Here is a 12,222-nt window from a genome sequence, read left to right on the forward strand (position 1 = left end):
CCACACTGAATGAATAAATATTTTGTTTTATCCACATTTTATACATTCTATTTACACTTTATTATTTTACACATTAATATAAGGAAGGATTACACACATCATGCAAAAACAACAGATCCCTTTAAAAAATTCCCTGCTCCTGCTTCTCGCAGCGATTATCTGGGGTATCGCTTTTGTGGCTCAAAGCGTAGGAATGAAATACGTAGGAGGCTTTACTTTTAATGCCGTCCGTTCCCTTATCGGAGCAGTCGTTCTGATTCCACTGATTTTTATTCTGAAAAAGAGAAACTCTCCTTCAGATTCTGCTTCCAAAGCATCTGGCAGATCTGACACCTCAAGTAATACTGTATCCAATATGCAGGAGAAAAAAACTCTGATTATCGGCGGTATCGCCTGCGGTATCTGCCTCTGTCTGGCAAGCAATTTCCAACAGTTCGGCATCAAGTATACAACCGTCGGAAAAGCCGGCTTTATCACTGCCTGTTATATTGTGATCGTCCCTGTCATCGGACTATTCCTTGGCAAAAAATGCACAAAATTTATCTGGGCTGCCGTTGCAATGGCTCTGATCGGACTTTATCTCCTGTGCATCACAGATGGATTTTCTATCGGAAAAGGAGATCTGCTCGTACTGGTATGCGCATTTCTATTTTCACTGCACATACTGGTCATCGACTACTTTTCTCCAAAAGTAGACGGAGTAAAGCTCTCCTGCATTCAGTTCCTGACATGTGGTATCCTTTCCGGCATTCCCGCTCTGCTCCTTGAGCATCCGGAACTCTCATCCATCTTGGCAGCATGGCAGCCAATCCTCTACGCAGGTGTCATGTCATGCGGAGTAGCTTACACCTTGCAGATTATCGGTCAGAAAAACATGAACCCAACTGTAGCATCCCTGATACTCAGCCTGGAATCCTGCATCTCTGTCCTAGCCGGATGGATCATCCTCAGACAGCAACTAAGTACTAAAGAAATCCTTGGATGTGTCATCATGTTTGCTGCTATCATCCTTGCACAGCTTCCACAGAAGCAGACAGAATAATATGCAGAGTAGGTCAGAGGGTCTATTCCCTCTTTCCTCTCATCAAACTGCATGTGAGTTTCTCCTTCATACGACTATACGGCTTTCCAGCATTCTTCTTTCTACAGCATTGTACCACACCACCATTCGTTGTAAGCCTTTTTTCGTAATCCTTATTCTGCTCCATGGATATTTCAAACAGAAGGTGGAAAAGAAAAAGTTATTGCTATAGACGGGCATGGAAGCTATGTAACAGAAATAGTAGATGACTAACTTTAAAAAATAAACTCCCCACTTCGTCAGAAATTCATCCGACGGGGGGAGTTTATTTTATCCGCTATTCAACTTCCCCAATCACCTTGTGGAAGTGCTCCTTTATCCTAGTAAAACTCTCATCGCTCAGGTCATGCTCTAACTTACACGCATCTTCTTTTGCAACTTCCGGGCTTACGCCGAGACGTTCCAACATCTTACTCAACACTGTATGGCGTTCATAAATATGCATTGCAATCTGAGCCCCTTTATCCAGAAGCGTCACCGTACCATAACGATCCATCGCGATATAGCCATCCTCACGTAACAGCTTCATCGCATGACTCACACTCGGTTTCGATACCCCAAGCATCGTCGCAATATCAATAGAACGAACACCGCCCCCCTGTTTAGACAACACCAAAATTGCCTCCAAATAATCCTCCGCCGATTTTCTAATTTGCATTCAAAATACCTCCCATATTGTTTTGATATTAACACAATATGAGAAATTTTTCAATCGCTCTTCTTGAGAACAGTCGTCATTAACCCTTAAATTCCTAAAGCAATCTCCATCATCCTGTTAAACGAAGTCTGCCTGGCCTCCGCAGAAATTGCCTCATCCCTGAAAACATGATCCGAAATCGTAAGAATCCCCAGTGCCTCCTTACCGGCTCTCGCAGCATTCATAAACAGCGCCGCACACTCCATCTCCACACAGAGAACCCCCATCTTTCTCCATGCCTTCGAACTCTCCGGATTATCTCCATAGAACGCATCTGAAGATACAACAGAACCCACACGAACCGGTGTACCCTGCTCTTTCGCAACCTCTACAGCCCTTGCAACCAGTTCATAACTTGCTGTAGGAGCAAAAGTCCCCGGCAGCTGATACTGGCTTGCATAATTTGAATCCGTACATGCACTCATGGCGATCACAACGTCCATTACGCTTACATCATCCTGCAGCGCACCTGCAGAGCCAATACGAATGATCTTCTCTACATCATAAAAATTATAAAGCTCATAACTGTAAATACCCATAGATGGCATCCCCATACCGCTGCCCATGACAGATATCTGCTCACCCTTATAAGTTCCGGTATAACCAAACATATTTCTCACTGTGTTAAAACATACCGGATTCTCCAGATATGTCTCCGCAATATACTTCGCACGCAGCGGATCTCCCGGCATCAGAACCTTCTTTGCAATATCACCTTTCTTTGCACTGTTGTGTGGTGTTGGAATACTCATAATCACCCTCTCCTTTCCCGTAATGCTACATCACTGCATTATTTATCATCACCTGTAAGCCGCAGCACATCCCTGATCTCTTCTTCATCCATATCAAGAATGATTGCCAGCTCCTCTACACTGAACTTTGAACTTTCATCCTCTTCATCCTCTGTAAGTTCCCGGACTGCCGCTTCCAGCTTCTCCACCTTTGCTACCAGATAGTCATCCTCAAATTTCCTCTGGGTCTGCTCCTCAATAGCATGGCGGATCCCACACCGGATACGTCCAAGCAGCCATTTCTCATCTTTCTCTTTCGGTTCTTCCTCTCCCAGAGCCATCAGAAGGCTTATATTTGCCTCCTGAATCAGATCAGCGATAAAAATCTCCTCACAGTTCATTTCAACCGCCATTTCGACCGCTGCATGCAGATACCTCTGTGACAGCTCTGCCTGTGCCAGAGCATCTCCCTTTGAAAGCAGTTCAAAAAGTTCTTCCGCACTTCTCTCTCCCTGCTCCTGTTCTTCAAGACCTTCCAGATATTCTTTCAGATATGCCTCTTCCTCCGCTGTCAGAGGAACTTTTTCTTCTTTTTCTTCGGATACTTCTTCCGGGCCGGTCTGAGATGCTGCTGAAATCTCCTCCGCACCTTCAATGGAAATACCTTTTAATTTTAAATACTGTAATATCTTGATCAGCTGTGACTTATCCAGGTCAAGTTCGCCAAAGCATTCCTTTATCTGTTCCGGTTTCAACACTTTGCCATTCTTCTCTCCAAGTTCACACACCTCTGTAAGTTTCTGCTGAAATTTCTGTATATCCATAGTCAAAATCTCCCTGTCCTGTTTATAACTTAACTATACAACAAAAAACCATGTCTGTAAAACAAAAAAGCACCGTTTTAACCGGTACTTTTTCTGAATGCGGATAACAGGACTTGAACCTGCACGGGAAGCCCACTGGTACCTAAAACCAGCGCGTCTGCCAATTCCGCCATATCCGCATTTTCTCATATTCTCAGAGTGTACCTGAAAAATCATTCTCGCACTCTGCAAAAGCAATAAAATAGCGGAAACCTCACAGAAGATTTCCGCTATTAATGAAGCATCGGGGATTCGAACCCCGGACAACTTGATTAAAAGTCAAGTGCTCTACCGACTGAGCTAATGCTCCATATAAAAGACTGGGCTAGCTGGATTCGAACCAGCGAATGCAGCAGTCAAAGTGCTGTGCCTTACCGCTTGGCGATAGCCCAAAGGCGAAGGGTGGATACAGGGATTCGAACCCTGGGCCTCCAGAGCCACAATCTGGCGCGCTAACCAACTGCGCTATACCCACCACAGCGTGCCTGAAGGGATTCGAACCCCCGACCCACGGCTTAGAAGGCCGTTGCTCTATCCAGCTGAGCTACAGACACATCTCTCTGTACATACAGAGAAGCGGGTGATGGGAATCGAACCCACGTATCTAGCTTGGAAGGCTAGTGTTCTACCATTGAACTACACCCGCATTTCGCTGAAACGGTAATGTTGTTGTTACAGCAGTCGGGGTGACAGGATTCGAACCTGCGGCCTCCTGGTCCCAAACCAGGCGCTCTAGCCAAGCTGAGCCACACCCCGCTGTTTTTCTTTATTTATTTGTGCTTCGTTGTCCGACGCAAGACATATTATATGTTAAGCGGCCCCAAATGTCAACACCTTTTTTCAATTTTTTTTGATTTTTTTTAAAAAAGTGATTTTTTATCCCTCAAAAAGTCCCTGAAACCCGCTAAATACAAGGCTTTGCGGGCTTTTCACTTTTTTCAAAAAAATCGTTTTTTTTGTTCGCAAAAAGGGATTTTTTACTGGTTTTTAAGATTTTTTGTAAAAAAATATTTTTTTCGCACAATAAAAAAATCTTAACTTTTTTAATTTTTCTTCTATTCTTTTACTGTCACGTATCTGTAAAAAGAGGTATTGCCGTTATCCGATCAACAATACCTCAAAAATATACAGTCAGATGAGTCAGGCGGATATTCGCAGCCTCCGCAAGTAACTTACCTGATTCAGTTAAATAATTTTTCAGAGGTATCTGATCTCGACCTGAGGATCTTTTCCCTCTTCTATCTGCATAACTGCATAGCTTGGCCTGCGGCCTCTCTGACGCGGGTAGGTAAGACTGCCGGGATTAATTACCAGAATCCCATCCTCATTCTCGATCACAGGCATGTGAGTATGACCATACATTGCAATCTTACATCCCTTAGCCTGCGCATTCTCAACAAGTTTATCATAATCCCGGGACACAAAATAATGATGTCCATGTGTAACCAGTATCTTATGTCCCTCCAGAGTAACCTCTTCCTCATAGGGAAGATCTGTAAAAAAGTCATTATTTCCTGCGACAATCGTACATGGGCACTCTGCCAGTGCCTCAATGAAAATCTCTCTGCCTTCCACATCCCCGCAGTGGATCAGATAATCAAAGGGAGCTTCTCTGAGCACTGTCTCTTCCAGATTCTCATCCTGTCCATGAGTATCGCTGACGATCAGTACCTTCATTTCAGTTCATCCTTTATGGCACGTAATGCTTTTCCTCTGTGGCTGATCTTATTTTTCTCTTCGCCGGAAAGCTCTGCAGAAGTACATCCATATTCCGGCAGGTAGAAGATCGGATCATAGCCGAAGCCGTTCTCTCCCTTCTCCTCATAGCCTATACGGCCTTCCATTGTTCCACGCACTGTTTTTACACTTCCATCCGGAAAAGCCGCTGCAACGGCGCATACGAACCTTGCAGTACGCTTCTCGTCCGGAACTCCGTTCAGTCTCTCTATCAGACTTGCATTTTTGATATGATATGAGGTATCTTCTCCCATATAACGGGCAGAATAAATGCCCGGCTCTTTATTCAGATAGTCAATCTCCAGACCGGAATCATCTGCCAGAGTGATCTCCCCTGTCAGTTCACAGATTGTCTTCGCCTTGATCACAGCATTTTCCTCAAAAGTAGAACCATCCTCTACAATATCTGCATGGATTCCCGCTTCTTTCATAGAAACAACCTCTACATCCATATCTGCAAGGATCTCGCGGATTTCTCTCATTTTATCCTGATTTCCGGTAGCAAAAATTATTTTTTTCATAATTCTTTGTATCCTCTTTTTATTTTGATTTTTCGCAATTACAGAAGCACTCAGCTACGGTTTTTCTTCGGTGGGCGCGGCCCAAGGAACTGATAGTAATAGGTCTTAAGCATACCATTATAGATCTTACGGTTTTTATCTGCTTTTCGCCCGATATCGTTCTCCGCTTTCTCATAAGATGTGATCAGATACATGGACCACTTGTCAAGCCTTTCATAGCTTTCCCCGATTTCACGATAAAGCTGAGTTAAATTCTCTTTTTCTTCCAGTCGTTCCCCATAAGGAGGGTTTGTGATGATGAATCCATATGGTTTGGGATGGCGGAGATCTTTTACCGCTCTCTGCTGGAAATGGATCAGCTTGTCCACACCTGCCATTTTTGCATTAGCTCTGGCAGCCTTCAACGCCTCAGGATCAATGTCAAAGCCCTGGATATCTGTTTCAATATTAAGATTTATCCTGTCCTGTGCCTCTTCATTTGCATCATACCAGCATTTTCTCGGAACCAGATGCTTCCATTCCTCAGCAAGGAAGGAACGGTTCATGCCGGGTGCAATATCTGCTGCCATCATTGCTGCTTCAATAGGAAAGGTACCGCTTCCGCAGAAAGGATCTACCAGAATCCTGTCTTTATTCCATGGTGTAAGCATGATCAGAGCAGATGCCAGTGTTTCTGTGATCGGAGCTTTCACTGTCATTTTACGATACCCTCTTTTATGCAGAGATACCCCTGAGGTATCAATACCGATCGTGGCCACATCTTTCATAAATGCCACGCGGATAGGAAAGCTTGCCCCATCCTCTTCAAACCAGGACACCCCGTATACGCCCTTCAGACGCTCTACAATGGCTTTTTTCATAATGGACTGGATATCAGACGGGCTAAAGAGCTTACTCTTCACAGAATTGGCCTTGGCAACCCAGAATTTCCCATCCTTGGGAATATAATTTTCCCATGGCAGGGCTTTTGTCTTTTCAAAAAGCTCGTCAAAGGTTTCTGCCTTTACTTCTGCTACTTTCAGCAGGATTCTTTCTGTGGAACGCAGAAAGATATTGGCATCTGCGATTCCCTGTGCATCTGCCTCAAATGTTACTTTTCCATCCTCTACTTTGGTAATCTCATAGCCCAGATCAAGGATCTCACGTTTCAGCACAGCTTCCATACCGAAATGACATGGAGCGATCAGTTCAAATTTTTCCATTCTTTATCCTTTCTATATGTAGATGGGACTTCCCTATAATTCTATGCTCTTAACAATATTTCCCTCAAAATCCTTAATTGTAAACACACCGTCCTCAAAGATCGCATATGTAGGCGGGTTTCCTTCTTTTGGAATGGAAACAGAACCCGGGTTGAGAAGTACATAGCCTTCTTTCTGCTCTGCTTTCAGTACATGGGTATGTCCATGGATCAGAATATCTCCTTCCTGGATCGGAGGCAGATTATTTTCATTGTAAATATGCCCATGTGTGGCATAAAAGGTTCTTCCATCCAGGTTCAGGATACAGTAGTCTGCCATAACTGGAAACTGCAGGACCATCTGATCGACCTCAGCTTCACAATTCCCACGTACAGCATAAATTTCTTTCTTCATGTCATTAAGCATGGAAATGACCTGTTTGGGAGCATATTCTCTGGGAAGATCATTTCTCGGGCCATGATAGAGCAGATCGCCCAGCAGTACCAGGCGTTCTGCCTTTTCTTCTTTATAGACATCCAGCATTTTTCTGCAGTAGTATGCAGAACCATGGACATCTGATGCAAACATATATTTCATAGTTTTGTGTCTCCTCTTTTATAGTGTGCCGACAAGTTGATTCTTGAAACAATCTTGCAGGATAAATTTTTTTATTTCAAGGCGGAGGAAGGAGGCGTAGCGGTGGCTACGGCGACCGACGACAACGCGGAAATAAGAAATTTAGACGCAAGATTGTTCGAGAAATCAACTTGTTGGCACAATAGGTATGCCGACAGATTGATTTCTGAAATAACCTGAAGATATACCGGTTCGTATTTTTTCTCTTACACCTTATCATGCTTACGGCGAAATTACAAGATTTCTTCCCCGATATGCTCCAAAACCGCCTATAACAGACCTGGTACAGTACCCAAGCTTTGCAAGCTGCCTTGCAAGCAAAAGGCTTGCCCCGCCCCTGTCGCAGTACAGAACCAGTATTTTTCCTTTTGGAAGGGCTGTATATCCGTCTATTTCTCCATATGGCATGTTTACGGCTCCTTTTACATGGCTGTGCATATAGGATTCTTTTTCTCTCAGATCTATGATCAACGTGTCCCTTCGGTCCACATAATAATCCAGCATTTTTGCAGAGATCGTTTCCACCGGAAACATGGCAGACTCCTTTTTGTTATATCATATGATATCAGAGACAGATGTGCCACTGTCTGACAAAAAACAGCCGACACATAAATTGGCTCACAGCAAATCAGGAGGGGCATTTCCCCCTCCTGATCCAATCAATATCTGTCTTCTTCTGAGCTGTAAGACTGGGAAGTTTTATTTTTTGCTTTACTTCTACAATCTGTCTCGTTTTTGCTTTTCACACTGTTTTTTGCATTACCAGCATGGTTCATTTCATTACCATAGCTGTTCTTATCTGAAGTTCCTGTGTAATTTCTGCTGTTTTTACTCTCAGATTCATAGTTTTTTGCCATTATTATTTTCCTCCTGATGAGATTTATCTGCCCGGATCTCCTGATACTCTGCAAAATCCGGTTTTTTTCTTCCACACTTCATCGCTGAAAGTGCTTCACATTGACTATTATCCCAAAAACCGGGGGGAATATTCATCAAAATATGTTGCTTTTTTCACCAAGCTATATTATAATCATAGCTGTAAAAAGAATTTACCCTTCAAAAATTTTTTTTACATAAACCCCTTATTTAATTATTTATACTCCCCTTGAAAGTCCCGGCAGCTCCCCTGCCGGGGCTTTCTCTTTGTATTTATTCAAGTATGAATCATCTCATACTATAGCAATTCCATAAAATAATCTCAGAAAAAATGCAAAAAGCAGCATCGCCAGTCTCATGATGTGCGATGCTGCTCCATTTTTATATTCTACTTTTCCCATCCATTTTTCATACACGCCAGCGGACAATTTGTTTCTCGACATTTACAATCCTCATTGTGTCACTCTCCCGTATGAGTTGATAGGAATATTTTACTGTATTCTTACACTGTCTTCAATATGTGGCAAAAAATGTGGCAGGGTTTCTGACCATAATTTACCAGATTTCAGACTCTACTGCTGCTCTTTCAATAGAAAGACCTTTCATATAGCTGTCCATAAATGCATTGAATCCAGCCACACCTTCCGGTTTTGGATCCAGTGTGCTGCTTTCCTGATCTGCAAATACTTTATTATCAAGGAAGCTTTCCAGAGTCTCACCTTCTTCTTTATTTACCAGATAAGAAGCAAGAAGTGCGATTCCCCAGGCTCCGCCCTCACCTGCAGTAGCCATTACAGATACCGGTGCATTGACAGCATCTGCCAGAATCTGCTGTCCTACGCCTTTTGTCTTGAATAATCCTCCATGACCAAGAAGACGGTCTACTTTTACATTTTCTTTCTCAAACAGAAGGTTCAGACCTACTCTCATGGCTCCAAGGCATGTATACAGATTAGTTCTCATAAAGTTTGCAAGGTTAAATTTGCTTTCAGGAGAACGTACAAATAACGGACGTCCTTCTTCAAAGCCTGTCATATGCTCGCCTGAGAAATAGCAGTAAGACAGAAGTCCGCCACAGTCCGGATCACCTTCAAGTGCTTTATTATAAAGAGTTCCAAACAGTTTATTCATATCCACTTCCATACCCATAGCCTCTGCAAACTCTTTAAATACATTTACCCAGGCATTCAGGTCAGAGGTACAGTTGTTGGAATGAGCCATAGCTACCAGATGTCCGGACGGAGTGGTAACCATATCAATTTCTTTATAAGGTCTGGAAAGCTCTTTTTCCAGAACGATCATGGCAAATACAGAAGTTCCTGCGGAAACATTACCCGTACGTACTGCTACACTGTTTGTGGCAACCATGCCTGTTCCTGCATCACCTTCCGGAGGGCACATCGGGATTCCGGCTTTCAGTTTTCCTGTTACGTCGAGAAGTTTCGCACCTTCTTCTGTAAGAACACCGGCATCTTCACCTGCAACAAGGGCTTTCGGCATAATATCGCGAAGTTTCCATGAGAATCCATAAGGAGCAACCAGTTCATCGAATTTATCAACCATCTCCTGGTTGTAATCTGCCTTTGTGGTATCAATCGGGAACATACCTGCTGCGTCACCGATACCGAGAACTCTCTTTCCTGTCAGTTTCCAGTGGACATAAGCCTCCAGAGTTGTAATATAATCGATATCTTTTACATGTTCCTCGCCATTAAGAATTGCCTGGTACAGATGTGCGATACTCCATCTCTGAGGAATATTGTAATTAAACAGCTCCATCAGCTTTTCACTGGCTTCCCCTGTAATATTATTTCTCCATGTACGGAATGGTACAAGAAGTTCTCCCTCTTTGTTAAATGGCATATATCCATGCATCATGGCGCTGACGCCAAATGCACCTACAGATTCCAGTTCTATGTCATATTTTGCCTTCACATCCCTTGCCATATCCTGATAACAGTCCTGAATGCCTGTCCAGATATCATCAAGGCTATATGTCCAGACACCGTTTTCATAACGATTTTCCCATTCATGACCGCCAGATGCGATTGGCTGATTTTTATCATCTACAAGTACTGCTTTGATCCTGGTAGAACCAAATTCAATACCAAGCGCTGTTTTGTTAGCGAGAATCGCTGCTTTTGCTTCTGCTGCTCCCATTTTTATGTACCTCCCTGTTTCTCTGTTATTTATGATTACAGATCATTCGACAATCTATAATCATATATTGTTTGTACACCAATATTATTGCATTTCTTTTATTGTTTTACCATGGAAATTTTACGGTTTTAACATACTTTTTATTACTTTAAACTTCTCAGGGCTGCCATCCCAGGCAGTTAATTTCAGCCTGATATGGCAGCCTCTGTATTAATTACAAAAATTATTATTTTCTGAATGCAAGTTCATTCCATCTCAGTTCATTCTTAAAATCACGAATATTTGTATCTTTATCAATGTAAACAGCTTCAATACCCATAGCTGCTGCCCAGTCACCCATCTGCTCTGCTGTCAGGTCATAGGAGAATGCTGTATGGTGGGCTCCGCCTGCAAGGATCCATGCTTCTGCACCTGTCTTAAGATTTGGCTGTGGTGTCCAGAATGCACTTCCTACAGGAAGCTTCGGCATCGGTTTCTCAACCTTCTTGCATTCCACATCGTTGATGATCAGACGGAAACGGTCTCCAAGATCGATCAGGGATGTTGCAATACCCGGGCCTGTCTTGCTTGTGAATACAAGTCTTGCAGGATCTTCTCTGTCACCCATGGAAAGCGGGCATACTTTAATGCCGATCTTACCATCTGCGACAGACGGGCATACCTCAAGCATATGAGACTGAAGGATTCCTTCTTTTCCAGGTACAAAGTTATATGTATAGTCTTCCATCATGGAAGTTCCTTTTGCATCTTTTACACCAGCTGTCATGATCTTCATCAGACGAACCATTGCAGCTGTCTTCCAGTCGCCTTCTGCACCGAATCCATAGCCTTTTTCCATAAGTCTCTGGATTGCAAGTCCGGGAAGCTGTTTAAGAGCACCCAGATCTCCAAAGTGTGTAACGATTGCCTGATAATTTTTCTCTTCCAGGAATTTCTCAAATCCGATCTCAATCTGAGCCTGAACTGCTACATGACGTTTAAATTCTTCCGGATCTCTTCCCTCAAGAAGAATATCATATTTGCTGTAGTATTCATCTACCAGCGCATCTACATCACCTTTAGCTACATCTTTTACATAATCAGCAATCTCATTTACAGGATAAGCATCAACTTCCCATCCGAATTTGATCTGTGCTTCTACTTTATCACCTTCTGTAACAGCTACGTTTCTCATGTTATCTGCTACACGACATACGCGGATATGACTGCTCTCCATGATACCAACTGCTGTACGCATCCAGGAAGCAAGTCTTTCCTGAACATCTTTATCTGCCCAGTGTCCGACAATAACTTTTCTTTCGATTCCCATTCTTGTAACAATATGACCATATTCACGACCGCCATGAGCAGACTGGTTTTCATTCATAAAATCCATATCAATGGTATCATAAGGAATCTCCTCATTAAACTGTGTATGAAGATGGCAAAGCGGTTTTCTGTATTCTTTCAGACCAAGGATCCATGATTTTGCTGGTGAGAAAGTATGCATCCATGTGATAACACCTGCACAGTCCTCATCTGCATTTGCCTCATTAAATGTTTTACGGATCAGTTCGTTTGTGATCAGTGTTGGTTTCCATACTAATTCAAATGGAAGAACACCACTCTTGTTTAATTCCTCAACAATGATTCTGGAATGCTCAGCAACTTTTCTTAAGCACTCATCTCCGTAAAGATCCTGTGAACCTGTACAAAACCAGAACTTATAGTTTCTTCCTGTTTTCATGATAAAATTCCTC

The 12,222-nt window shown here is 42.9% G+C and carries 12 protein-coding genes and 7 tRNA genes; 1 reads left to right on the top strand and 18 read right to left on the bottom strand.

Annotation, left to right across the window (positions count from 1 at the left end; all coding sequences use genetic code 11):
* The first annotated feature begins 115 nt into the window (after positions 1–115).
* Positions 116–1,042 carry a DMT family transporter gene (locus AC075J_RS07660; RefSeq protein ID WP_055053085.1) on the top strand — a complete coding sequence of 309 codons (927 nt, stop codon included), beginning with the start codon at positions 116–118 and terminating at the stop codon, positions 1,040–1,042.
* 316 nt (positions 1,043–1,358) lie between these two features.
* On the opposite strand, the gene AC075J_RS07665 is transcribed toward AC075J_RS07660, so the two are convergent.
* From AC075J_RS07665 to araA, 18 genes are all read right to left on the bottom strand, one after another.
* Positions 1,359–1,739, bottom strand: coding sequence for a metal-dependent transcriptional regulator (locus AC075J_RS07665; protein WP_055053059.1), 381 nt, complete (start codon positions 1,737–1,739; stop codon positions 1,359–1,361).
* An 86-nt stretch (positions 1,740–1,825) separates the two neighbouring features.
* Positions 1,826–2,530 carry a purine-nucleoside phosphorylase gene (deoD, locus tag AC075J_RS07670; RefSeq protein ID WP_022380050.1) on the bottom strand — a complete coding sequence of 235 codons (705 nt, stop codon included), beginning with the start codon at positions 2,528–2,530 and terminating at the stop codon, positions 1,826–1,828.
* A gap of 38 nt (positions 2,531–2,568) precedes the next feature.
* Positions 2,569–3,333, bottom strand: coding sequence for a hypothetical protein (locus AC075J_RS07675; RefSeq protein WP_476390205.1), 765 nt, complete (start codon positions 3,331–3,333; stop codon positions 2,569–2,571).
* A gap of 98 nt (positions 3,334–3,431) precedes the next feature.
* Positions 3,432–3,512, bottom strand: a tRNA-Leu gene (locus AC075J_RS07680).
* 97 nt (positions 3,513–3,609) lie between these two features.
* Positions 3,610–3,682, bottom strand: a tRNA-Lys gene (locus AC075J_RS07685).
* Between the two features lie 10 nt (positions 3,683–3,692).
* A tRNA-Gln gene (locus tag AC075J_RS07690) sits at positions 3,693–3,764 on the bottom strand.
* 9 nt (positions 3,765–3,773) lie between these two features.
* Positions 3,774–3,847: transfer RNA gene (locus AC075J_RS07695), tRNA-His, on the bottom strand.
* Positions 3,848–3,852: 5 nt separating this feature from the next.
* Positions 3,853–3,926: transfer RNA gene (locus AC075J_RS07700), tRNA-Arg, on the bottom strand.
* 21 nt (positions 3,927–3,947) lie between these two features.
* Positions 3,948–4,018, bottom strand: a tRNA-Gly gene (locus AC075J_RS07705).
* A 35-nt stretch (positions 4,019–4,053) separates the two neighbouring features.
* Positions 4,054–4,128: transfer RNA gene (locus AC075J_RS07710), tRNA-Pro, on the bottom strand.
* 441 nt (positions 4,129–4,569) lie between these two features.
* Positions 4,570–5,049 (bottom strand): metallophosphoesterase family protein, encoded by a 480-nt coding sequence (locus tag AC075J_RS07715; protein WP_022379962.1) that lies wholly within the window; start codon positions 5,047–5,049, stop codon positions 4,570–4,572.
* Positions 5,046–5,630: an XTP/dITP diphosphatase gene (locus AC075J_RS07720; RefSeq protein WP_008706222.1), complete on the bottom strand. Its 585-nt coding sequence runs from the start codon at positions 5,628–5,630 to the stop codon at positions 5,046–5,048. The genes AC075J_RS07715 and AC075J_RS07720 overlap by 4 nt, the downstream gene beginning before the upstream one ends.
* A gap of 50 nt (positions 5,631–5,680) precedes the next feature.
* A complete protein-coding gene (locus AC075J_RS07725) occupies positions 5,681–6,832 on the bottom strand; it encodes a THUMP domain-containing class I SAM-dependent RNA methyltransferase (RefSeq protein WP_008706223.1) in 1,152 nt (383 codons plus the stop codon).
* Between the two features lie 33 nt (positions 6,833–6,865).
* Positions 6,866–7,408 carry a phosphodiesterase gene (gene yfcE, locus AC075J_RS07730; RefSeq protein ID WP_008706224.1) on the bottom strand — a complete coding sequence of 181 codons (543 nt, stop codon included), beginning with the start codon at positions 7,406–7,408 and terminating at the stop codon, positions 6,866–6,868.
* Between the two features lie 261 nt (positions 7,409–7,669).
* Positions 7,670–7,981, bottom strand: a complete 312-nt coding sequence (locus AC075J_RS07735) for a rhodanese-like domain-containing protein (RefSeq protein WP_055150506.1) — start codon at positions 7,979–7,981, stop codon at positions 7,670–7,672.
* A 125-nt stretch (positions 7,982–8,106) separates the two neighbouring features.
* Complete coding sequence (locus AC075J_RS07740; protein WP_022379894.1) at positions 8,107–8,304, bottom strand: hypothetical protein; 198 nt, start codon at positions 8,302–8,304, stop codon at positions 8,107–8,109.
* 574 nt (positions 8,305–8,878) lie between these two features.
* Positions 8,879–10,483, bottom strand: a complete 1,605-nt coding sequence (locus AC075J_RS07745) for a xylulokinase (protein WP_008708153.1) — start codon at positions 10,481–10,483, stop codon at positions 8,879–8,881.
* Between the two features lie 226 nt (positions 10,484–10,709).
* Positions 10,710–12,209, bottom strand: coding sequence for an L-arabinose isomerase (gene araA / locus AC075J_RS07750; protein ID WP_008708151.1), 1,500 nt, complete (start codon positions 12,207–12,209; stop codon positions 10,710–10,712).
* Positions 12,210–12,222 lie beyond the last annotated feature (13 nt).

It is taken from the genome of Blautia sp. ZXY-1-C6 (assembly GCF_056339875.1).

Bases quoted from the DNA above. Each gene is read 5' to 3' on its own strand.
- AC075J_RS07665 (WP_055053059.1), bottom strand. From the start codon at position 1,739: ATGCAAATTAGAAAATCGGCGGAGGATTATTTGGAGGCAATTTTGGTG.
- deoD (WP_022380050.1), bottom strand. From the start codon at position 2,530: ATGAGTATTCCAACACCACACAACAGTGCAAAGAAAGGTGATATTGCA.
- AC075J_RS07675 (WP_476390205.1), bottom strand. From the start codon at position 3,333: ATGGATATACAGAAATTTCAGCAGAAACTTACAGAGGTGTGTGAACTT.
- AC075J_RS07715 (WP_022379962.1), bottom strand. From the start codon at position 5,049: ATGAAGGTACTGATCGTCAGCGATACTCATGGACAGGATGAGAATCTG.
- AC075J_RS07720 (WP_008706222.1), bottom strand. From the start codon at position 5,630: ATGAAAAAAATAATTTTTGCTACCGGAAATCAGGATAAAATGAGAGAA.
- AC075J_RS07725 (WP_008706223.1), bottom strand. From the start codon at position 6,832: ATGGAAAAATTTGAACTGATCGCTCCATGTCATTTCGGTATGGAAGCT.
- yfcE (WP_008706224.1), bottom strand. From the start codon at position 7,408: ATGAAATATATGTTTGCATCAGATGTCCATGGTTCTGCATACTACTGC.
- AC075J_RS07735 (WP_055150506.1), bottom strand. From the start codon at position 7,981: ATGTTTCCGGTGGAAACGATCTCTGCAAAAATGCTGGATTATTATGTG.
- AC075J_RS07740 (WP_022379894.1), bottom strand. From the start codon at position 8,304: ATGGCAAAAAACTATGAATCTGAGAGTAAAAACAGCAGAAATTACACA.
- AC075J_RS07745 (WP_008708153.1), bottom strand. From the start codon at position 10,483: ATGGGAGCAGCAGAAGCAAAAGCAGCGATTCTCGCTAACAAAACAGCG.
- araA (WP_008708151.1), bottom strand. From the start codon at position 12,209: ATGAAAACAGGAAGAAACTATAAGTTCTGGTTTTGTACAGGTTCACAG.